Source organism: Ruegeria sp. AE4, assembly GCF_056542185.1.
Window position 1 is genome coordinate 1 of sequence record NZ_JBQFZK010000015.1, and the last position, 20,604, is coordinate 20,604.

Annotated in this window: 19 protein-coding genes; 10 read left to right on the top strand and 9 right to left on the bottom strand. The window is 57.3% G+C overall.

Annotated elements, in window-relative coordinates; all coding sequences use genetic code 11:
* Positions 1–58 precede the first annotated feature (58 nt).
* The 3 genes from ACR0EK_RS15950 to ACR0EK_RS15960 form a co-directional block, all read right to left on the bottom strand.
* Positions 59–1,186: a ParB/RepB/Spo0J family partition protein gene (locus ACR0EK_RS15950; RefSeq protein WP_480967942.1), complete on the bottom strand. Its 1,128-nt coding sequence runs from the start codon at positions 1,184–1,186 to the stop codon at positions 59–61.
* A 324-nt stretch (positions 1,187–1,510) separates the two neighbouring features.
* Positions 1,511–1,921 carry a DUF3768 domain-containing protein gene (locus ACR0EK_RS15955; RefSeq protein WP_480900668.1) on the bottom strand — a complete coding sequence of 137 codons (411 nt, stop codon included), beginning with the start codon at positions 1,919–1,921 and terminating at the stop codon, positions 1,511–1,513.
* A 518-nt stretch (positions 1,922–2,439) separates the two neighbouring features.
* The gene (locus tag ACR0EK_RS15960) at positions 2,440–2,709 is read right to left on the bottom strand and encodes a WGR domain-containing protein (protein ID WP_480900666.1); all 270 of its coding nucleotides are present in this window, start codon (positions 2,707–2,709) and stop codon (positions 2,440–2,442) included.
* 287 nt (positions 2,710–2,996) lie between these two features.
* On the opposite strand from ACR0EK_RS15960, the gene ACR0EK_RS15965 reads away from it, so the two are divergent.
* Complete coding sequence (locus ACR0EK_RS15965; protein WP_171722476.1) at positions 2,997–3,389, top strand: GFA family protein; 393 nt, start codon at positions 2,997–2,999, stop codon at positions 3,387–3,389.
* 102 nt (positions 3,390–3,491) lie between these two features.
* Complete coding sequence (locus tag ACR0EK_RS15970) at positions 3,492–3,794, top strand: SH3 domain-containing protein (RefSeq protein WP_480609275.1); 303 nt, start codon at positions 3,492–3,494, stop codon at positions 3,792–3,794.
* A gap of 387 nt (positions 3,795–4,181) precedes the next feature.
* Here the strand turns inward: ACR0EK_RS15970 and ACR0EK_RS15975 are convergent, their stop codons facing one another.
* The 4 genes from ACR0EK_RS15975 to ACR0EK_RS15990 all read right to left on the bottom strand — a co-directional run bounded on the left by ACR0EK_RS15975 (position 4,182) and on the right by ACR0EK_RS15990 (position 9,135).
* The gene (locus tag ACR0EK_RS15975) at positions 4,182–5,318 is read right to left on the bottom strand and encodes an MFS transporter (RefSeq protein WP_480871540.1); all 1,137 of its coding nucleotides are present in this window, start codon (positions 5,316–5,318) and stop codon (positions 4,182–4,184) included.
* A 631-nt stretch (positions 5,319–5,949) separates the two neighbouring features.
* Positions 5,950–6,669, bottom strand: coding sequence for an NYN domain-containing protein (locus ACR0EK_RS15980; protein ID WP_113789668.1), 720 nt, complete (start codon positions 6,667–6,669; stop codon positions 5,950–5,952).
* Between the two features lie 433 nt (positions 6,670–7,102).
* Positions 7,103–8,470 (bottom strand): sensor histidine kinase, encoded by a 1,368-nt coding sequence (locus tag ACR0EK_RS15985; RefSeq protein WP_480900662.1) that lies wholly within the window; start codon positions 8,468–8,470, stop codon positions 7,103–7,105.
* On the bottom strand, positions 8,467–9,135 hold the full coding sequence (locus ACR0EK_RS15990) for a response regulator transcription factor (protein WP_480505559.1): 669 nt from the start codon (positions 9,133–9,135) through the stop codon (positions 8,467–8,469). Before ACR0EK_RS15990 ends, ACR0EK_RS15985 begins: the two co-directional genes overlap by 4 nt.
* Positions 9,136–9,274: 139 nt before the next feature.
* Between ACR0EK_RS15990 and ACR0EK_RS15995 the strand changes: the two genes are divergently transcribed.
* From ACR0EK_RS15995 to ACR0EK_RS16015, 5 genes are all read left to right on the top strand, one after another.
* Entirely contained in the window at positions 9,275–10,363 is a 1,089-nt protein-coding gene (locus ACR0EK_RS15995) for a tricarboxylate transporter (protein WP_480505561.1), read from the top strand.
* Positions 10,364–10,437: 74 nt separating this feature from the next.
* Complete coding sequence (locus tag ACR0EK_RS16000; RefSeq protein ID WP_209194861.1) at positions 10,438–12,468, top strand: tripartite tricarboxylate transporter permease; 2,031 nt, start codon at positions 10,438–10,440, stop codon at positions 12,466–12,468.
* A 10-nt stretch (positions 12,469–12,478) separates the two neighbouring features.
* Complete coding sequence (locus ACR0EK_RS16005) at positions 12,479–13,567, top strand: 4-oxalomesaconate tautomerase (RefSeq protein ID WP_480487412.1); 1,089 nt, start codon at positions 12,479–12,481, stop codon at positions 13,565–13,567.
* Positions 13,568–13,618: 51 nt separating this feature from the next.
* Positions 13,619–13,855, top strand: a complete 237-nt coding sequence (locus ACR0EK_RS16010) for a hypothetical protein (RefSeq protein ID WP_480487414.1) — start codon at positions 13,619–13,621, stop codon at positions 13,853–13,855.
* Positions 13,852–14,832, top strand: a complete 981-nt coding sequence (locus ACR0EK_RS16015) for a D-2-hydroxyacid dehydrogenase family protein (protein WP_480900659.1) — start codon at positions 13,852–13,854, stop codon at positions 14,830–14,832. Before ACR0EK_RS16010 ends, ACR0EK_RS16015 begins: the two co-directional genes overlap by 4 nt.
* On the opposite strand, the gene ACR0EK_RS16020 is transcribed toward ACR0EK_RS16015, so the two are convergent.
* Complete coding sequence (locus ACR0EK_RS16020) at positions 14,801–15,865, bottom strand: AbrB family transcriptional regulator (protein ID WP_480900657.1); 1,065 nt, start codon at positions 15,863–15,865, stop codon at positions 14,801–14,803. The genes ACR0EK_RS16015 and ACR0EK_RS16020 overlap by 32 nt on opposite strands.
* 78 nt (positions 15,866–15,943) lie before the next feature.
* Here ACR0EK_RS16020 and ACR0EK_RS16025 point away from each other — a divergent pair, with 78 nt between their 5' ends.
* The 3 genes from ACR0EK_RS16025 to tcuB are packed head-to-tail and all read left to right on the top strand — an operon-like array spanning position 15,944 to position 19,099.
* On the top strand, positions 15,944–16,624 hold the full coding sequence (locus ACR0EK_RS16025) for a GntR family transcriptional regulator (protein ID WP_480505573.1): 681 nt from the start codon (positions 15,944–15,946) through the stop codon (positions 16,622–16,624).
* Between the two features lie 11 nt (positions 16,625–16,635).
* Positions 16,636–18,030 (top strand): FAD-dependent tricarballylate dehydrogenase TcuA, encoded by a 1,395-nt coding sequence (gene tcuA / locus ACR0EK_RS16030; protein ID WP_480900655.1) that lies wholly within the window; start codon positions 16,636–16,638, stop codon positions 18,028–18,030.
* Positions 18,020–19,099 carry a tricarballylate utilization 4Fe-4S protein TcuB gene (tcuB, locus tag ACR0EK_RS16035; protein WP_480484173.1) on the top strand — a complete coding sequence of 360 codons (1,080 nt, stop codon included), beginning with the start codon at positions 18,020–18,022 and terminating at the stop codon, positions 19,097–19,099. The genes tcuA and tcuB overlap by 11 nt, the downstream gene beginning before the upstream one ends.
* 467 nt (positions 19,100–19,566) lie before the next feature.
* Here tcuB and ACR0EK_RS16040 read toward each other — a convergent pair whose 3' ends face one another.
* Entirely contained in the window at positions 19,567–20,586 is a 1,020-nt protein-coding gene (locus ACR0EK_RS16040; protein ID WP_480529167.1) for a helix-turn-helix transcriptional regulator, read from the bottom strand.
* Between the last annotated feature and the right edge of the window lie 18 nt (positions 20,587–20,604).

Below are 20,604 nucleotides of genomic sequence, written 5' to 3' on the forward strand. Positions count from 1 at the left end.
GAAATTCGTCCGTCCGTTTCAGTCCCATAGTTCGTCTCCTTTGCTGCAATAAATGCTATCAAAGGAGCGGCAGCAAACCGCGACACGTCCATGATGTTTTGATTTCGCCACGGTTACTGACATAGAGGAACACACCGGACAGCTTGCGCTGATCGTCGGAATAGAAGGGTGCTGCATAGTCCTCGAGCGCGGCCAGTTCCTTTTCACCCTCCGCGTCCAGTGCCTCACCCTCATAGAGTTCGGCCAGTTCGTCATACCGTTCGGCCTGTTCTTCGGTGAAATCCCGGCTCACCATATCCAGACGGTGCATTCCTTCGGTTCCCGAGAACCCGTATGGAATGTAGCTTTCATCATGGGTGTCCACCCATTCCCAGCCTTCCGCTTCGCGCAGCTTTGCTGCTTCTGCCACCAGTTTCTCAGCAAACAGATGATCCAGTAGTTCGCCGTCATTGAACAGGGTTTCATCGGCAAAGAGATCAGCGGTGACGGTGCCACCTGCCTCGACATAGGCCTCCTGCCCGACAAACACGGCTTTGCGATTAGTGCTGCTGACAGCCTCAGACGTCAGGGCCTGTTTGACATCATGCTCACTGAACCACCGACACTCTTTGGCCTGTTCCAGAACCTCCAGAATTTTCTCTTCTTCGGTGCTGACTGTCATGGCCTTGGCCAGCCCCATGCTGATCTCACCCGCCTTGAGCGCATCCAAAACTGCAGCAGGCAGACCAGCCAACGCGAGGCGGCGGCGCACATGGGCTTCGGTTACGCCAAACGCATTGCTGATCTTGGCAACAGACAGGGATTTCTCCGCCATTTTGCCATAGGCGCGGGCCTCGTCCACCGGGTCCAGTTCTTCCCGGGCGGTGTTTTCCGCATTGGCCCATTGCTCGGCCACAAAGGGATTGTCGGTGACCTTCACCGGAACCTGTGCCAGATCAGCGCGTTCGGTCACGGCGATGTTCAGAGCCCGCAGACGGCGACCACCAGCGACGATGGCGACTTTGCCATCTGCATCGCGCAGACCGCTGAGGTTCTGGATCAAGCCGCACATAACCAGACTGTCGGCCAAGAGTGTAATGCCTTCCTCACCAACCTCCTGTCGCGGGTTCAGATCAGACAGGTAGAGATCGGACAGGGCGATAGCTTCGATGGTTTCCGGTGCGGTGAATGTTTCGACTTTGCTCATGGGGCAAATCCTTGTTTGAGTGTTTCGCTTTGTGTTAAGGGTGCCCTACCCCTTCCGGGGTAGAGCGGGGCCGCTTAGGCGGCTGCGTGTTGTTTCAAGAAGCGGAGCGCGATGTTGGTTGACAGGCCTCCCTTCTTGAGCAGCTCAACGGCTTCGTGCCGTCGTTGCTGCAAAGTTTCCTGACTTATTGTGATCACCCCCTTTCAGGTTTTTGCGGGCATAGGTTCACCCATTGCCCGGCAGGGCATGCTTGCATGTCCCGAGAGGGACCTTTCCTGCGCGGGTTGCGCTTGCAGACCCTGCCCCGTTGGGACAGGGCTGGTCTCAGTATTCGCTGGGGCACATGATGGTCAGGACACGGCGCGTCACTGCGGGATCAAACGGGCGGTCAGACCCGTATGTGTAGTCCGCGTCATAGAGGTCTATTTTCCAGAACAGCTTTTGGCCGCTGATCGTCACCGTTCCGAATGTGTGATCGCCATAAGGGTCATTGTCCTCGTCAAACCGATCATCCGACGCCACCGCCGACAGGGCCGCAGTCTGGAACTCCACGCCTTCGCCTGACACGCCGGGCGTGACAAACACCTGACCTTGAATGCCCTTGGAGTGCATCTCAATCGCTGCAGTCGGATCGATCAGGGCTTTCCGAAACAGATCATTCTGGACCGCGATCTCTGCCGCCTGAAGGCTGGTGTCAGTCTCGATGTCTTTTGCCGTCTCAAGATTCAAAACCATCTCTCCTTTGTGGTGCGACCTCCGGGGCTGGTCCCCTTCGGTGCTGGTTTTGAGCCGAGCCCTGAAAGGGCGTCGTCTCTAAAACCTGCCCCGTGGCGAACGCGGAGAGGGGCGAGACAGGACAAATCGACAAGAGTGGTGCGGCCCGCAGCGCAACGCGCGAGGACACGGTCTTGTCTATTTGTCTTGTCCGAGGGGGGAGGCCGCGCCTTCCCCCTGACGTCGGGTGGCTTTTGGCTTGTCCAAATCCCGCCTGACCAACAAAAGAAGCCAAAGGATCTTCGATCCTGCGGAAGCGCAAAAGGGATCGTCACCCGAATGGGCAGATCACCACGGTATGGACCGACCATGACCCAAAGCCCCTGCCCCGGCGCGCAAGAGACGGTTCAGGGGCTATTGGCTCAGGGAGATCATGCTGGGGTGTTCTGGGTGGAAGCCGGCATGCCGGCTGAAACCTAGAGCCCGGTCACGAGCCGAAAGGCTCGTGATTTGCCAGGGAAACAGATTGCAGCCCGAATTCACTCACCGACCGGGACATACCCCCGACGGCGCTTTTGCATTTCGAGTTTGTGGAGGGCATCAGCAGCCTGGGCCTCATTGTCATATGTCACCATCATGGCCTGCCCGTTCGTGCCAATTCGTCCCCAGGTCCGAAGGACGGACACTTCTCCAAACAACGTCGGCTGCAATTCTATTCCATAGAACCGCGCCATGTTGACGTCTGGATCCACATGGATCAGGTGGACAGGTGTGGTTGCCGTCAGCTCCATGATCCGATTGTCGGTCAATTCAGACCGTCTGTCCAATGACTTTGCAAGATCCATTCGTCGGAATGGATTCTGATCCTCAATGGAACGGACCTACATTTACTGAGCGGACATCCGCACAGTTTTCTCTCTTTAATGACCGTACTCACGCAGAAGAGAATTTTTCACGGCCGGAAACTGCCGCATTTAGTCAGATGATGAAATTCCGCGTGAGATAGCCAAAAGTAATGTGGAAATGTTGCCGCCTCAGATTAGGGCGCATACGATGTTCACTACTCTTCCCAGTGGACATAGAGGGATGAACGAACATGGCACAATCATTGGAAGGTGGGTGCTTCTGTGGTGAAGTGCGCTACCGGATCACCGGTGAAGCGGTACTGCAACTCATGTGTTTTTGCAGAGATTGCCTATCGATGACCGGTACAGATGGCTACGCCGGGTACATGATAAAGTCAGAAAATCTACAGCTACTGAAGGGCAAACCACGGACCTTTGAGAAGACCTCAAAGGAAGGCCGACCTGTTATCAAGCATTTCTGCGGTACCTGCGGGTCAGGCTTGTGGGGTGTGACAGCCTTCGGATTGACGAGCATTGCAGCTGGGACACTGGATGAACCAAACAACTTCAGCCCATCGAAAAAGGTTTTTGCGAAAGATGCCCCCAACTGGGCCAGAGTTCCCCACCACTTGGAAGATATGTAGGGGTTTAGGCTTTGGTATCACGTACATTTCTTTCTGGGAGTTGTTCCTTCTGGTGACCCGAATTGCTACGATTGTAGTTGAGGCAACAAGCAGGACATCAAGATGCGCAATGCAATCTTCTCACCCTTAGCGGCTTTGTTCCTAGGGGTCGTCATGGGCGTTGAGCCGGCTGCGGCGGCGTCACTGGGACCATATGAGGTTTTTGGAGTCGAAGACGGTGACATGCTAAAAATGCGCAGCGGACCTGGAACAGGGTTCAATGTGATCGTTGGTCTTCCAAATGGAACCGCACTACGAGTTCACAGCTGCGAGCAGACCGGTGGCACACGTTGGTGCCGCGTTTCATTGGAGCGTGCTCGTAGACTAAAGGGGTATGTCTCTTGGGCATACTTGCGGAAAATCTAATACGACGATGATCAGCGATGCCATCTTACTGCTATAATAGAATGCTGGCAGAAAAGGCCGCAGTGAAGCTTTCTTGTTGCCGGTGATGGGATCAAGCGGGAAACCACGATCGTGTTTCCGGCCCTTTCCTGCCGTTCGACCTTGGTCAATGTTACTGCACTGCGACCCCGTCGAACCTGCCGTTCGCTGCGAGCGCAAAACAAAGGCTGCCTGAACTCGCTACATGGGACTAGACCTGCCGTTCAGCACCGTTTCCCCAAAGTCCGCTTTGCCAATAGCCTGCCACTTCTACGACCCAGCGAGGTCAATATTGGCGGCTGGCTCAGCAATGAAGTCGTAAAGCAGGCATCCCAAACGTAGAAGAGATGCCTGTGTGTTGAGTGGGGGTTAGCTTTGAACCCTTACCAACGCCAAGGCTTGAACACCAAGCAAGGCAGCGAGCGTTCCGAACCCAATGAATGGAACGTTCGAGCTGATTGCGCCAATAGACAGTGGGCCAAGCACGTAGCCCGCAGACCAGAAGAGATAGTAGCTGCCCGATATGGCCCCTTTGAGTGTGTCGGGGGCTTCCTCGTTCAATTCAGCGATGGATGCCACGCAGAAAATTCCCAATCCAACGCTGGCAAATCCAAGTGGAATATAGGCCCAAAGCCCTAAAAAGAGCGGGAATGCCGCGAGTCCAACAGCCGCCAACGCCATACCCCAGATCAGAAACCCCTTCCGTCCGAACCGATCAGAGAGTGCTCCTGCAACGATCTGCGACAGGCTGATGGCCGCATAGAACACCACGAACAGCAGGCTGATGGCCGTTGCGCCAAACCTATGTGTGGATGCCAAAGAAACGGGCAAAACCGTTAGGAAAACACCGTATCCAGCGCCGTACAGAAGGACACCCAACAACAGGATCAACGTCTGCCTTTGGCGCAACAGCCTGATAAATTGTGCAAAGCTCGGTCGAGACTGTCCAAGAGGAACGGCAACGGGTTTCAGAAAGAAAAAGACACACAGTCCTGCGAACAGGCACAGCACTGCAAAAATCAGAAACGGCAGACTGCCTTGGCCGTTCGGCGCGACGAGCAAACCCAATAACGGACCCGCCGTCAGGCCAATGTGAATTGCCGCATTGTAGATGCCAATCACCCGCCCCTTGGTTGACGGATAGGCCAGTGAAAGAATAGCTGGCCCGAGCGCCCAGATCGGAGCTTCACCGATGCCCTGTACGGCGCGACCCAAGAAGATGCCCCCAGCGGTTTCGGTGAAAAAGAAGACAACACCAGACACTGCGCAGAGTAAATAACCAGTGACCAGGAAACGCTTTGCGCCCAGGTGGTCTGACAGAGCGCTGATCGGCAGTTGCGCAAGCAGATAGGCAAACGCAAAAACCGAGGCGACGAGACCGACGCATTCAAGTGATCCGGTCATTGCATGAACCTGTTGTGGAAGAAGTGCGACGATCATGCCGACACCGATCATCTGAAGTGTTGCTGACAAACTGAGAATGAAGAGTGGAGTAAGTTTATTCATGTGTATTGGCCTCCAGACAGCCAGACGACCATGATGCTGTCACGGCCCAAAAGGCGTTTGCATCACGGTGGGAAGTTTCGAGATTTGGAGGCGAAAAGGCGCACGCAACCTAACCCTGTATGCCTACAGGAGGCCGCGATTTAAGCGACGTCTCGCGCCTGCGTCAGTCTTGCGCGCACGCGTGCGCGGCAAAAGACACGCTTAGGCGCGCGGCGGGGGGGAAACAGTGAAGATGTAGCTTGTCACGGGCATTGTCTGAGAATTTCTCGTCGGAGTTGTCAGAATGGACCGTAGTTCTCGACATGTTCAAAGTAAACTCGGAACTGAGACCACTATCCGAGATTGATCGCCAACCGGGACTCCAAGTGCCCAACAAAGCGGACTTTAGCTGCGAAACAGAAACTTGGAACTCTGGGCTCTTTGCCGACCTCAGTGCAGAAGCAGCACAAGTCCCTGCCCTGTTCTCCACGGTATATCCAAACGGCCCTTAGCCACAGTTCATCCACCCGCGGTTGCGCCGCGGTGCGGCCCGCCATTCCTGCCATTCGCTGCAACCGCAAAATCAAGAACGCAAGAAACTGAAAGTGTGCGGGACAAAACGGTCAGTCAGGTTGAAGGTAAGTGGATATTCTCAGGACTTTGCCCTTGGCTGGACGTAACGAACGAAGAGGCTGTTGCCCTGTCTCTTCGTTTCGAAGCCTTTGATCGCAGCTACGAGATCGCTCAGTTTTCCCTTTCCGTAGGTCCGAGCATCAAAATCTGGATGTGCAGCGACTACTGACTGGCCAAGTTGCCCAAGGTGAAACCACTCGTCATCTTGTTGGATACGTGCCATGGCATCCAAGAGTAACTTTGCCGCTTTTTGGGGCTGCTCCTTTGCAGAAGCTAGTTTCTTGGCTTCGCCTTCGTCTGCTACAAGGTTTTCAATAAAAATGAACCGGTTGCACACGTTCCGAAGTGGCTCCGGAGTTTTTTTCTCTCCGATGCCAATCACCATTAAGCCATCCTCTCTGAGACGATTGGCTAAACTGGTGAAATCACTGTCGGAAGAAACCAAGACAAACCCGTCGAACCGACCTCCATGTAGGATGTCCATCGCATCTATCACAAGACCAATATCGGATGCGTTCTTACCCGACGTATTGGCGGTCTGCTGGTGTGCAACAAGACCCAGCGATAAGATTACCTCGGACCAACCTTTCAACCGACTACTGGTCCAATCGCCATAAACTCGTCTAAGCGCGGGTTCGCCTATTGAAGCGACCTCCTTGAGAATTGCTTCCGCAAATTTGGCTGGTACGTTGTCGGCATCAATCAGCGTCGCCAATAACGGTTGAGCACGTTCGGTCATCTGGTTGGCACCATGATTTGTCTACTCTTGTCTTAACTTGTCGCTACTTATCGAACTGCCGACACGAAAACCAGAACACTCACAAAAACAGAGACCTGGAGTTTACTTAGCGGTCAGCGATAGGCTCGCATCTGCCCTTCTCTGCGACAAGCCCGAATTGGTACTATGAGCCCCAACCGGACCTTAACTGCACTTTGAGTTTTTGCTCGCGCAGAAGGCTCTAAACCACGCAAACCGGACCTTCCCACGCGCTTCTCAGATGGCAGGGCAGCGGGACCAAGCGCCATTTCGCTGCAAAAGGCTTCAAAGTCCGGTGAAGACGTATCAAGACCACCGTGCCCGGCACCTGGGGTGGAAACCGGTCATTCGCTGTAATCGAAAAACTCTCTTTGATTGTGACAGGTTTCGGGTTCCGAGCAGAAATTGAAACAAACTACAGGGCTATGGGAAGCTGAAGCGTGACGCTGGCTCCTTTTTCGACTTGGTTGATCGCGGCCACTCCTCCGTGGCGCTTCGCTACAGCTGAGACAATCGACAACCCTAAACCGCTGCCTTCGGAATATTCCAGCTGCGAAAATCGACTGAAAACGGCTTCGCTTTGTTCGGGTGAAAGGCCGGTTCCGTCATCGGATACGGTAAGCTTTACGTTCTCGCCATCAGAACGCAGCGCGACTGAAATTTGGCTCAACTTAGTCCCACCGTGCTTAACTGCGTTGTCCAGCAGGTTTTTGATGGCCTCAGTTAAAAAAACCTGATCTCCTGAAACCGGAATTGTCGAGTCCGGCATCGTAACATCAAACTCGATCCCTTTTGCGAGGATCTGTACACCCATGTCAGTGCAGGCTTCTTCCACAACCGCACGGAAATCAATCTTGTCCATCTGATCCTGATGCGTAGGTTGCCGCAACCGCTCCAACGATAATAGCTGCTCGGCCACCGTGGCGGAGTTTTTCGCTGCCGACACAAGCTCGATAATCCGTTTGTCCTTGTCCTCATCCGATTTTGCGTCCCGCAACGCCTCGGCCATGGACTGGACCGCTGCCGCCGGATTTCGCAGCTGATGCGCGGCTTCTGAGATAAACACCTGATGGGCGTTGATGCTGTGCTCGACCTGTCCAAACAGCCGGTTCAAGGTCTGAACAATGCCATGAACCTCGACCGGGACCGGGCGTTTGATTTCGCTCAGGTCGTCAGGTGAGCGTAGGTCGATCGCATCCTGCAAATCCAGCAAGGGCCGCAGCCCTCGCGCGACGCCGAACCACACGACAACAGCAAGGGTGGCCAGCAGGATACCCATCAGGATCGCGGCGCGGATCGACAGTTCGTTGGCAAAGGCGTTGCGATCCGCAACGCGTTGCCAAGCTGTTACTGTCGCATCGCCCACAAGGTTATCAAGTGTGACGCGCTCGGTCATTTTCAGTACGCGCACCGGCTCATCCCGATAGATCGCCTCGAAAAACCTCGGCTGGTACGCGTCTTGCTCAGACGGGTTTGCAGCGGCCGGAGGGTATGCATACCCTGTGACGTAGATGCCACCGGGTCCGGTCACGTGATAAAAAATCTCTCCGCCCGATGCGTCGCGGATCAAGCTGCGCGTGGTGGGCGACAGGGCATCGCCTTCTGACACCGCCACATCGCGAGAAATGGCCAGACCGGCGGACAATAGGCTGTCGTCAAAAAGCTCCTGTGCCGTTTGTTGAGCAACCGTGTAGCGCCAGTATCCAAGCAGGATTGCGAGCAGCACCAATGGCGTCAGGATCAGAATGAAAAGCCTGAGCCTGAGTGAGCCGTGCCGGATCACTTCTGCACCTCTAGCAGATATCCAAGGCCACGGGCGGTCTTGATCCGGATGCCAAGGTTCTGAAGGCGTTTTCGCAGTCGTGACACATGCGGCTCGACGGCCGAATCGTCGACATCGGCTCCCACGCCGTAGACGTAGTCGATCAACTGACTTTTGGGGACGATCCTGCCGCGACGTTCCAGCAGGCATTCAAGCACAGCCATTTCCCGACGCGGCACATCGAGAACTTGGCCCTTTGCGCTCACCTGCCGGGCGGTGCGGTCGAATTCCAGGTCTCCGATCGTTTCGCGCGCACCGTAATCCAGTTGTTTGCGGCGGGACAGGGCACGGATGCGGGCCTCGAGTTCATCCATCTCGAAGGGTTTCACTAAGTAATCGTCGGCGCCCATATCCAGACCCGAAACGCGGTCGCTGGTCTCGGTGCGCGCGGTCAGCAGGATGACGGGCGCGCTGTCACCCCGGTTGCGAAGGGACCGCAAAATCTCAAGCCCAGACCGACCCGGCAGGTTGATGTCCAGAACGATCAGATCTGCGCCTTCTTGCTCCAGATACAAATCGGCCGCGCCGCCATCTGTCAGCACGTCAGCGGCATGGCCCCGATCCCGCAGGCGATAGGCAATGGCGTTGGCAAGGGTCTCATTATCCTCGACGATGACGATCCGCATCAGGTCTCCCGCAAGTTTCGCGCAAGGTTGGCGCCCCATGATTGCCAGATGGGAGGGGGAATCAACCCCGCAGTTCTAATTGCAATCACGGTGGCGCGGAGGGCGCCGACGTGGTTGTCTGGTCAACAGGGAGGAACCAATGGCCATTTCCAACTTCACTCGTCGTGCCGTCGTGGGGCTGATCGCCGCTGCCGGATTCGCTGCACCTGCCGCTGCCGAGGTCGATTTCTCGGGCAAGACCATCGAATGGGTCATTCCGTTCTCGGAAACGGGCGGGTCGGCTAAATGGGCCAACTTCTTCGCGCCACTATTATCCGAGGCATTGCCCGGTCAGCCGACTGTTGTGGTCAAGTTCATGCCGGGCGCGGGATCAACCAAAGGCGCGAACTGGTTTCAGGAAAAAAGCCATGATGACGGTACCCTGTTGTTTGGCACGTCCGGGTCTACTCAGTTCCCGTATCTGCTGAGCGATCCCCGCGTACGCTATGAATACAACGATTGGATTCCGGTAATGGCATCTGGAACGGGTGGTGTTGCGTATCTGAACGCCGAGGACGGAGCCAAGTTTGACGGCTCTGCCAATGCGCTGAAGGACACCAATTTCATCTACGGCTCGCAGGGTGCAACCCGTTTGGACCTTGTGCCTCTGCTGGCCTGGCAGATGTTGGGTATGAATGTGGAACCGGTATTTGGGATCAAAGGCCGCGGGGATGGTCGGCTGATGTTTGAACGTGGTGAAGCCAATATCGATTACCAGACGTCCTCGGGCTATCTGGGTGGTTCGGTCCCGCTGGTCGAAGCCGGTCAGGCCGTTCCCATGATGACTTGGGGCGCATTGGATGCTGATGGCAATATCGTTCGTGACCCGACCTTCCCGGGCATTCCGACTTTCAAGGAGGTCTGCGAGGCCACCGATGGCTGCGAAACCAGTGGTGAGGCATGGGACGCATGGAAAGCCTTCTTCGTGGCAGGTTTCCCGGTTCAAAAGCTGGCCTTCCTGCCCGGTGACACGCCGCAAGAGGTCGTCGACGCCTATACCGCAGCGTTTCAAGCAGTGACCGAGCGGGGTGATTTTGCTGATATCTCCTCGAAGCACGTCGGCAAGTATCCGGTGTTCGTCGGCGACGGCTCGAAATCTGCTCTGCAGACGGCGACCAATGTGGATGACAATGCCAAGCAATACGTCCTGAACTGGCTGAAAGAGGCCTACGGCGTCGAGCTGAACTAAGCTGACACGTCGTCGCGCCCAACGAAGGGCGTGCGTTTCTCTACATACAAAACAGTTTATGAAAGGCGGCCGCTATGGAGGTTTTCGCCACCGCTCTACCTGCGCTTGGTGACGCGTGGGGTTTGATCCTGCAACCCATCGTTCTGGGGTATCTCATTCTCGGCGTCGTCATGGGGCTGGCTGTGGGCGTCTTTCCGGGGCTTGGCGGTATTGCCGGTCTGTCCCTGCTGTTGCCTTTCATGTTCGGAATGGACCCGATCCTTGGTCTGGCGCTGATGATCGGGATGGTTGCGGTGGTGCCGACCTCGGACACGTTTGCGTCCGTCTTGATGGGCATCCCCGGCAGTTCTGCTTCGCAGGCCACCGTGCTGGACGGCTTTCCGATGGCGAAAAAGGGCGAGGCTGCACGGGCCTTGTCAGCAGCCTTTTCCTCGTCCCTATTCGGAGGGCTCGTCGGCGCGACCTTCCTGACCATGTTCATACTTATCGCGCGACCCATCGTTCTGGCCTTCGGCCTGCCCGAGATGTTGATGATCACAATTCTCGGCCTGTCGATGGTCGCCATTTTGGCCGGGCGGATCCCGCTGAAAGGAGTCGCCGCCGCCGGTCTGGGCCTGATGGTTGGCACGATTGGTGAGGCGGATGCAGGCGGTTCGCTGCGCATGGCAACTTACGACATTCCTTATCTGACGGACGGTTTGAAGCTGGTCATCGTTGGCCTGGGTATCTTTGCGGTGCCCGAGATCGTATCGCTGCTGCGTCAAGATCGGTCGATTGCCAAGGGGGCCTCACTGGGCGCCGGTTGGCTGGACGGCGTCAAAGACTGGTTCGCAAATATATGGCTGTCGGTGCGTTGTTCGATCATTGGCGTGATTGTTGGAGTCATTCCCGGCCTCGGCGGCTCGGTTGTCGACTGGATCGCCTACGGTCACTCGGTGCAATCCACCAAGGACAAGAGCAATTTCGGCAAAGGCGAAGTGCGCGGCGTCATCGGCCCGGAAAGCTCGAACAACGCCAAAGAGGGTGGAGGGCTGGTGCCAACTCTGCTGTTTGGCATCCCTGGTTCAGGCTCGATGGCGATCTTCATCGGCGCGGTGGCTTTGCTGGGGTCAGGCGATATCGAGGTCGGTCCGAGCATGCTCAAGGACAATCTCGACATCACCTATTCGATCGTCTGGCTGCTGGCGTTGGCCAACGTCGTCGGGACCATCCTGTGCATCGCGGCATCGGGCGGGATCGCCAAGCTGACCACGATCCGCTTCACCTATCTGGCGCCGTTCCTGTTCATGTTGATCAGCTTTGCGGCGTTCCAATCCGGCCAAAACTTCGAAGACTTGCTGGCCCTGTTCGTGATCGGCCTGATCGGCATCTTTTTACGCCGTTTCGACTGGTCGCGCCCGGCCTTCCTGATCGGTTTCGTTCTGTCGAACCCGGTTGAGAAGTTCACCAATCAGGCGTTCCAGATCGCCTCATTCCGGTTCCGCAAAAGCTTTGGCGAGGGGATGGAATATGTCTTCAGCCCTATCGTCATCGTGCTGATCGTGGTCACGGTTGTTTCGGTCATTCTGGGTATCCGGCAGGCCAAGATGATCATGGCCGAGGGTGATGTTCAGGCCGGTACCAAACGCGCGCCGCTTATCTTTCTGCTGGTGATCATGGCCTATCTGATCGTCGCATTGGTCAACGCCAACATGATCCCCGACTACAATATGACCGACAAGATCATCCCGCTGGTTATCGGCAGCGTCTCGCTATTCTGTTGCGTGATCCTTCTGATCCAGATGATGCGACGTCCCGAAGGCGACGTGATCTTTGCCGACAAGGAAATCGCCGGTGAAGACGCCAGCGCACCCCACGGTCTGTGGTCCACTCTGGCGTGGTTCGCCAGTTTGATCGCGGCCACGTGGGTGGTGGGCTTCATCCTCGCCCTGATAGGGTTCCTGATCGCCTTTCTCCGTATCCGCGCCGGGTCCAGCTGGCAGATGACTCTGATCCTGACCGCCTGCGGCATCGGGTTCATGTGCCTGATGGCGGGCGCTCTGAACCGCGATTTCCCGCCAGGTCTGTTGCAGGACATGGTCAGCCTGCCCTGGCCGTTGAAGTGAGGGGTTCAAAATGACTCAAACCGCAATCCCTTATATCTTGATGCGTGGCGGCACGTCGAAAGGCCCGTATTTCCGCCGCTCGGATTTGCCTGAGGATCTGGACGCGCTGGCCGAGGTGTTGATCGCCGCTCTTGGGTCCGGGCAGTCGCTGAACATCGACGGCATCGGCGGCGGCGCGGCGGTGACCACAAAGGTCGCGATGCTGTCGGTCGGCGAGGATGACTGGGCCGATATCGACTATTTCTTCGCGCAGGTCTCGGTCGAGGACAAGCTGGTCGATTTCAAACCCACTTGCGGCAATATCCTGTCTGGCGTTGCCCCTGCTGCCATCGAGATGGGCTTGTTCAAACCGCAGGGTGATGAAACTGAAGTTCGCATTCGGGCCGTCAACACTGGGGCTCGGATCGTGGCCAAGGTGAATACACCCGGGGGCGAATTGACCTATGAGGGTGATGCGGAGATCGCCGGCGTTCCCGGTCATTCAGCGCCGGTGCAGTTGAGTTTCATGGGCGTGGTGGGCTCGGCCACCGGAGCGTTCCTGCCTACGGGCAACCTGCGCGATGCAGTTCAGGGCGTCGAACTGACCTGCATGGATGTCGCTATGCCGATGGCTATCGCCCGCGCCACAGACTTCGGATTGACGGGCTATGAGAGCGCCAATGAGCTGGACGCAAACCGCGCGTTCTTTGACCGGATGGAGGCCGTTAGGATCGAAGCAGGGCAGCGGATGGGTATGGGGGATGTGTCCAAATCGGTCACCCCTAAGTTCGGCCTTGTTGCTCCGGCCAAAGAAGGCGGAACGCTCGCAGTGCGGTATTTCATGCCGTGGAAAACCCACCCGACCATGGCGGTCACCGGCGCGCAATGCATGGCGTCTTGCGCTTTGACTCCCGGAACCGTCGCCGACGGTTTGCTGGATCGCCCCACGACAAGCCCGGCTGAAGTCGTTCTGGAACACGCCTCGGGCAATATCGACGTGTTGGTGGATTTTTCCACCACCGACGGGTTCACAGTGAACGCGGCGGGTTTGGTGCGGACCGCGCGCAAGTTGGCGGACGGGCATGTTTATGTGCCTGAGTCTGTTTGGAACGGGAGTTGATCAAGTGCAACCCAAATAGTATACTATTGTATACATAGTGGGAGTGACACGATGGACAACTACTCGGAATGCCTCGATATCGCGCGTCAGGAACTCATGTTGGCGCAGTCGGCCCTACGGCGGGACATCGCGGACTACCCGACACCGATTGCTGGCTGCGATGAGCAGTTCAACCATCTGCTGGATCAAAGCGAACGGGTCCGCAATGCACTTTCCGCTCTCAACACATGTCATTTTGTGCCGACGCCAAGAAAACTGAACACCGAGCAGGGTATAGAAAGCCGATGAAGGTCCACATTCTTGATGACTGGTTTGACACGCTGCGTGGCCTGCCTTGTTTTGAGAAACTCACCGGTCATGAGGTGACGTTATGGACGGATCATGTCGAAGAAACTGACACTCTGGCCGAACGACTGCATGACGCGGAGGTGCTTGTCCTGTTCCGCGAACGTACCAAAGTCACCCGCGCCTTGCTGGAGAAATTACCAAACCTGAAACTTATCAGCCAGCGCAGCGTTTATCCGCATGTCGATGTCGAAGCCTGTACAGATCAAGACGTGCTGCTGTGCTCAAACATGCACGGCGGAACGCCGTCTTATGCTGCAGCTGAACTTACTTGGGTGCTAATCATGGTCGGGATGCGGGATTTGCCCGCACAAATGGCCTCGGTCAAAGCAGGGCACTGGCAGGCGGGCGTGGGCAAGACGCTGCGGGGGCGTCAGTTGGGGCTCTATGGCTATGGCCGCATTGCTCGCGCCATTGCAAGTTATGCCGAGGCCTTTGGGATGAATGTGGTCTGGTGGTCATCCGTAGAAGGCCGGGCGCGTGCGCAGGCGGATGGCGCACAGGTCGCGCCCAGCCGTGAAGCGTTCTTTGGCAGCAGCGATGTTGTCTCGGTCCATGTGCGCTTGAAACCGGATACGCGCGGGATCATCACCGCATCGGATTTCGCACAGATGCAGCCGGAGGCGCTGTTTGTGAACACCTCGCGAGCCGGGCTGATCGCACCTGGTGCTTTGCTTGAGGCGCTGAAAGTCGGTCGCCCCGGCAAAGCGGCGATTGATGTGTTTGATTCCGAGCCACTGATTGATTCGACCGACCCGCTTTTGTCACATCCCAACCTGATCGCGACCCCACATATCGGCTTTGTCACTGAAGACGAGTTCGACCTGCAATTCGCGGATATTTTCGATCAGGTGAACGCCTATGCCGAAGGCGCTCCGGTCCACATGATCAACCCCGAGGTTTGGACCAACGCAGAATAAGATTCGCGGCGATGGGCGCACCAATGATCACCAGCACGATCCTTGTCAGATGGTGGGTGATCACAAAGCCCAAATCCGCGCCCGAGACGATGGCCAGCACCGTCATCTCTGCCTGCCCACCGGGCGCGAAGGCCAGAAACGCCTCGACAGGTTGGCCCAGTCCCAAGGTGGTGACAACGGCGGTGAAAGTGGCTGCCAGGACGGCAAGGACAATGACATAGGCGAAGCCCGCTGCCACTACCCGGCGTAGTTCGACCCATGTGACACCTACGAATTTCACACCAATTCCGCAGCCAATGAAAAACTGCGCTGCAAGTATGGCCTCGCGAGGCGGTCGGGTATGAATGAAGTCGCCCAGTGACAAGGCGGCCGTAAGGATCATTGGCCCCAGGATTGACGCCCCGAACAGGCCGATCCGCTCCCCGCCTTTCCAGCCGATAATGGCGGACAGAACCATCAGCGCCAATTCATGTATTGGCAGGTTGTGCGCGGGCTCGCCAATCGGATTGGTGAGTTGGGCATCATAGAGCACGGTGAGGAACAAGGGGGCCAACGTCACGATGATCAGCACGCGCGTACCGTGGATCAAGGACAAGGTACGCGGATTGGCCCCCGCCTCAGTGCCAAAGATGATCATGTCTTGCAAACCGCCCGGCATGGCTGCGTAGAAAGCCGTTGTGGAGTCAAAGCCCCAGAATTTGCGAAAGAATGGCACACCTACCAGCGCGATTAGCAGGATGAAGAACGGGATCAGCGCAATTGACGCGGCCATTTTTGGCAATTCAGCAAACAGAGCCGGCGTAATCGATGCCCCTACCGCCACGCCCAGTATAGTGCGGGCGGCAACCGAGACCTTTCCAAAGCCTTCCATCGGTGCGTGCGCAAGAGCTGCAATCAAACATGCGCTCATTGGCCCGAACAGAAAAGGTAGCGGCAGGTTTAGCGCCCAAAATACCCCAGTGCCCGACACCGCCAGGCCGAGCGTGACGGCCCGTTTCGTCAGAAGAGAGGGGGTATCGGTTTGGCTGTGCAAGGTAAGCGTTCCAGCTTTGTTGACTTATAATGTATCCATGTGTATACAACTGGACGCAAGATGACAAGAGAGCCTGCGATGACCCTTCAGGACGACCCGTTACAACCTGGCCCACAAGGCAATTCTGCGTATCAGCGCCTGCTGTGCGAGATTCGCGAGGGCACTCTTTTGCCCGGCGACCGGCTGCGCGAGATTGAGCTCTCGGAACGGTTGGGCGTCAGCCGTACCCCGGTGCGCGAGGCGATAAGGCAGTTGGAAGCCGACGGGCTGGTCACACATGTGCCACGGCAAGGTGCCACCGTGCGCAGCCTGGATTACGCTGAGGTCATGGAACTCTATGAGATGCGCGCGGTGCTTGAAGGGACAGCGGCCCGTCTGGCAACCCGCGCGGCATCGGATGTTGAACTGGATGAGCTTGAGGTTCTGAATGACCGGCTGGCAGAAGCAGGCACCGGCCCGGACGCGGCGCGGATCAACAGGGTCTTTCACGCAACACTTCTGGATGCGACCAAGAACCGGTTTCTGGCAAAATCCATGCTCTCCTTGCAAAAGGCGCTGTTGATCCTGGGGCCTTCGCAATTGCTGGATAGCGACCGCGCCGAGGCCGCAGTGGCCGAGCATCGGCGCATCATGGCGGCTTTGAAGGCCCGCGATGGCGCAGCGGCCGAGACAGAGATGCGCGCGCATATTCAGGCTGCGCAGCGGATGCGCATCCGCGCGTTGCAGGACCGCGACCGCTCAATCGACGAAAGCCAGTAGGTAGACAGGATATGGCCACCCCAAAGGAAGCTTACGATATCGCTGTGATCGGTGGCGGCAATGCGGCTCTCTGCGCTGCGATGACTGCAGCCGAGGCAGGCGCCCGTGTTCTGATCCTTGAAACGGCGCCAAAACCTTATCGCGGCGGAAACTCACGCCATACGCGCAATTTTCGCTGCATGCATTCGGGCCCGTTGGGTCCGCTCGTCGAGGCGTATAGCGAAGACGAATACCTCTCGGATCTGCTGAAAGTCACCGGTGGAAAAACCGATGAACATCTTGCCCGGTTGGCGATCCGCACGTCGGAAGAATGCCTTCCCTGGATGCAAGAACACGGGGTCCGGTTTCAGCCGTCGCTTTCCGGCACATTGTCATTGGCACAGACCAATGCGTTTTTCATGGGGGGCGGCAAATCTCTGGTGAATGCCTATTACCGCACGGCGGCAGGTTTGGGTGTAGATGTGCTGTACGAAGCCGCCGTCACGCATTTGGAACTGAATGGTGATCGGATCGAGTGGGTCGACTATAGCTATGAAGGCCAGTCTCATCGCATCGCGCCCAAGGCGGTCATCGTTGCCTCCGGCGGCTTTCAGGCCGACACGGATTGGCTCACCCGAGCCTGGGGTGAACCTGCCAAGAACTTCCTGATCCGGGGAACGCCTTACAACCGAGGCGTTGTCCTGTCTGATCTACTGGACCAAGGAGTAGAAAGCGTTGGCGACCCGACCCAATGCCACGCCGTTGCCATCGACGGGCGCGCGCCGAAATTCGACGGCGGCATCGTCACCCGTCTGGACTGCGTTCCGTTTTCCATCGTCGTGAACAAACATGCCGAGCGGTTCTATGACGAGGGCGAAGACGTCTGGCCCAAACGCTACGCGATCTGGGGCCGTTTGGTGGCGGCGCAGCCGGATCAGGTGGGATATGCCATCATCGACGCCAAATCGCTGAACCTGTTCATGCCGTCCGTGTTCCCTCCGCTAAAGGCGGACACGTTGGACGAATTGGCCGGGATGATGGGCCTGCCCGCGGAGAAACTGAAAGCAACCGTCAGCGCATTCAACGCCGCCTGCGGTGACACCAGCGGGTTTCATCCGACCGAACTGGACGGGGTGGCGACCTCGGGCCTGATCCCGCCCAAGACCAACTGGGCGCGCCCAATTACCGAACCGCCGTTTTACGGCTACTCGATGCGGACCGGCGTGACCTTTACCTATCTTGGGTTGAAGGTTGACGAGACAGCCCAGTGCTCGACCCCAAGCGGCAAGATCAAAAACCTTTGGGCGGCCGGGGAAACGATGGCCGGGTCCATCCTTGGGCAAGGCTATCTGGCGGGCTTTGGCATGACCATCGGAACTGTCTTTGGACGCATCGCAGGACGAGAGGCCGCCGCTTATGCAAACTGATCTTATTCAGGAAGCCCGCCGCCAGGCCGAGATCTGCAACGCCTGCCGCTATTGCGAGGGTTATTGCTCGGTCTTCCCGTCGCTGCACGCAGAGCGCGCGTTCTCGGATGGGGACATCACGCAATTGGCCAACCTGTGCCACAACTGCCGGGGCTGTTACTACGCCTGTCAGTACACCGCCCCGCACGCGTTTGACCTGAACCTGCCCAAGGCGCTGGCTGAAGTGCGGCGAGACAGTTGGGAAAGCTTCGCCTGGCCGCAGCCGCTGGCACGCCGGTTCCACACCCATGGCGGAGCCATCGCCCTGGCGTTGGTGGTCGGATTTGCCCTGTTGTTCTGGGCGACCCGCGCCATCGGTTCCAGTGGAGGCGAAGGGTTTTATGCCGTCCTGTCCCACAACGCGATGGTCGCGATCTTTGCGCCTGCATTCCTGCTTCCTCTGTTCAGTATCGCCTTCAGCCTGAGGCGCTATTGGGCAGAGGTTGGTGGCAAACCGATCCAGATGTCTGATCTGACGGTTGCGCTCAAACGCGCGGGCAAGATGCAGGATCTGGCCGCAGGCCATGGCGAGGGTTGTAACTTCGAGGACGAAGACCGGTTCAGTCAGGGCCGACGTCACATCCACCACGCTGTTATGTATGGTTTTCTGCTGTGCTTTGCGTCGACCTCGGTGGCGACGATCATGCACTATGTCTTCGGAATGTACGCGCCTTACGGGTTCTGGTCGTTGCCGAAACTGTTCGGGATTTCCGGGGGGCTTCTGCTGACGGTGGGGTGCGGTGCGATGGCGCTGCTCAAGCTAAAGTCAGACCGAGACCTCGGCGATCCGTCGGCCTGGGGCGGGGATATCGGCTTCATCCTGTTGCTCGGGTTTGTGGGGCTCAGCGGGCTGGTTCTTTACGCCCTCGGTTCAACACCTCTGATGCCCGCACTGCTGGCCATCCACCTCGGATCGGTCCTGACCTTCTTCCTGCTGACGCCCTACACAAAAATGGCACACGGCTTCTATCGGCTTGCGGCGCTGGTCCGAGACGCACAACGAAAAAGAGATGCGTCCATGGTCCGTTAACAGCCCGTCGCGTCTGAGTGAGCAGAAAGAACATGCAATAGGATCAAATATGATTGTGAAGAACTCTGCGTTGCGGCACTTCGAGTGGCGGTCAACGTCCGGAATGGGCCGTCCATTGTAGGACCAACGGCAGCGACGCACGCTTCGCACGTATTTGGGCCGACCGCAGCAATTTGCACTCTGGGCTCTTCGCGGTCATTGGGTCAGTTGCAGCATTCTACCCATCGAGAACCACAAACCCAAACAGGGACGGCCCTTTGCGGCCCTTCTCCCCGCTTGCAGTCTCCGCAGTGCGGCGTCGCCGGACCTGCCATTCGCTGCGGCCGCACATTCTCAAGAACGGCAAATGCCGGCAGAGCGGACGAAGCGCAGGTCTGGGAAATTCGAAATTTTTTGGCAGACTTCGGGACGCCTTGGGTTTCCAGAAAATCCATCGTGTATATGCGAATGTGATCAGCGGCAACGACTCAAGTGTTTGTGTTTCGGTTTCCCCGGAAGCTCTTTGGTGAAGAGCCGGTCCACTCCCTGAACGCACGGCGAAAGCTTCTCGGCTCTTTGTATCCCAGCATTTCGGCGATCCGTTCGACCGGAATGTCCGATTTCTGAAGCATTTCGCGCGCCTGCTCCTCGATGAGCATAGAGCGGATTGTCCTGTATGCCGTCCCTTCCGCCCTAAGGGCCCTCTGAAGTGACCTGGGGCCGATCGCAAGATGGGCCGCAACTTTGCTCTCGGAAAGCACACTTGTCGGAAGATGAGCGCGCATGATTTGCAAAACCGCGCCTTCAATGGACTGAACCGGCTCAACCCCCATGAGCGCACCCAGGTCCCCCAATGTAATAGTCTTCCGAGACTGCAAGGGGTGCGGGTTTCGCGTGTCAAGGTCGCAAAGCCGAAGCGCGACGGACGGTGACTGGGCTCCCGTCCTAACAGGTGCGCCGAACAGATCTGCAAGCTTTGACTTGTCGTCACCATTGCCATCGGGAAGTTCAAACCAATCGGGCTGCCAGTCCGTGCCGAGGAAATGCCTGGCCACCTTGGAAATAACGAACAGCGCCCCTTCGTCGAGGTGTCGGTGGCCGACGACCGAGAAGCCTTTCGAGTCTCGTCCGACGACAACGTGCGTGTCAGTCTGTCGGATCACGATTTCAGAGCCAGGATGCGTCAGCGACAGCGCGCGTCGCCCGCGGTCAAGCGCAGATCGCAGATCCGGTGCGCCCAGCACGTAGTTCGCATAAGCTCCGTAAGCCAAGTAGTCGAAGGCCCAGCCAACCCTGGCACCCAGATGGCGATCGCTTATCATGCGGGCGACGGACTCCAGAATGACGGCCTCAGCAGCGTAGGAAACAAACCCGGTTCCTTCTGACAGCATCTTACGGTCGAGACCAGCCGTTCGGAGCGCACTCTCGACGACGTGTTTCGGGACGAAGCTGTCAAGAATGTCCACGACGTGCGCCAGTTCGATGATGTTGACCAACTTCTGTCTCATAGCGTCTCTTTGTCACAA

Coding starts and splice junctions, on each gene's coding strand:
- ACR0EK_RS15950 (WP_480967942.1), bottom strand. CDS start 1,186: ATGAGCAAAGTCGAAACATTCACCGCACCGGAAACCATCGAAGCTATC.
- ACR0EK_RS15955 (WP_480900668.1), bottom strand. CDS start 1,921: ATGGTTTTGAATCTTGAGACGGCAAAAGACATCGAGACTGACACCAGC.
- ACR0EK_RS15965 (WP_171722476.1), top strand. CDS start 2,997: ATGGCACAATCATTGGAAGGTGGGTGCTTCTGTGGTGAAGTGCGCTAC.
- ACR0EK_RS15970 (WP_480609275.1), top strand. CDS start 3,492: ATGCGCAATGCAATCTTCTCACCCTTAGCGGCTTTGTTCCTAGGGGTC.
- ACR0EK_RS15975 (WP_480871540.1), bottom strand. CDS start 5,318: ATGAATAAACTTACTCCACTCTTCATTCTCAGTTTGTCAGCAACACTT.
- ACR0EK_RS15980 (WP_113789668.1), bottom strand. CDS start 6,669: ATGACCGAACGTGCTCAACCGTTATTGGCGACGCTGATTGATGCCGAC.
- ACR0EK_RS15990 (WP_480505559.1), bottom strand. CDS start 9,135: ATGCGGATCGTCATCGTCGAGGATAATGAGACCCTTGCCAACGCCATT.
- ACR0EK_RS15995 (WP_480505561.1), top strand. CDS start 9,275: ATGGCCATTTCCAACTTCACTCGTCGTGCCGTCGTGGGGCTGATCGCC.
- ACR0EK_RS16000 (WP_209194861.1), top strand. CDS start 10,438: ATGGAGGTTTTCGCCACCGCTCTACCTGCGCTTGGTGACGCGTGGGGT.
- ACR0EK_RS16005 (WP_480487412.1), top strand. CDS start 12,479: ATGACTCAAACCGCAATCCCTTATATCTTGATGCGTGGCGGCACGTCG.
- ACR0EK_RS16010 (WP_480487414.1), top strand. CDS start 13,619: ATGGACAACTACTCGGAATGCCTCGATATCGCGCGTCAGGAACTCATG.
- ACR0EK_RS16015 (WP_480900659.1), top strand. CDS start 13,852: ATGAAGGTCCACATTCTTGATGACTGGTTTGACACGCTGCGTGGCCTG.
- ACR0EK_RS16025 (WP_480505573.1), top strand. CDS start 15,944: ATGACCCTTCAGGACGACCCGTTACAACCTGGCCCACAAGGCAATTCT.
- tcuA (WP_480900655.1), top strand. CDS start 16,636: ATGGCCACCCCAAAGGAAGCTTACGATATCGCTGTGATCGGTGGCGGC.
- tcuB (WP_480484173.1), top strand. CDS start 18,020: ATGCAAACTGATCTTATTCAGGAAGCCCGCCGCCAGGCCGAGATCTGC.
- ACR0EK_RS16040 (WP_480529167.1), bottom strand. CDS start 20,586: ATGAGACAGAAGTTGGTCAACATCATCGAACTGGCGCACGTCGTGGAC.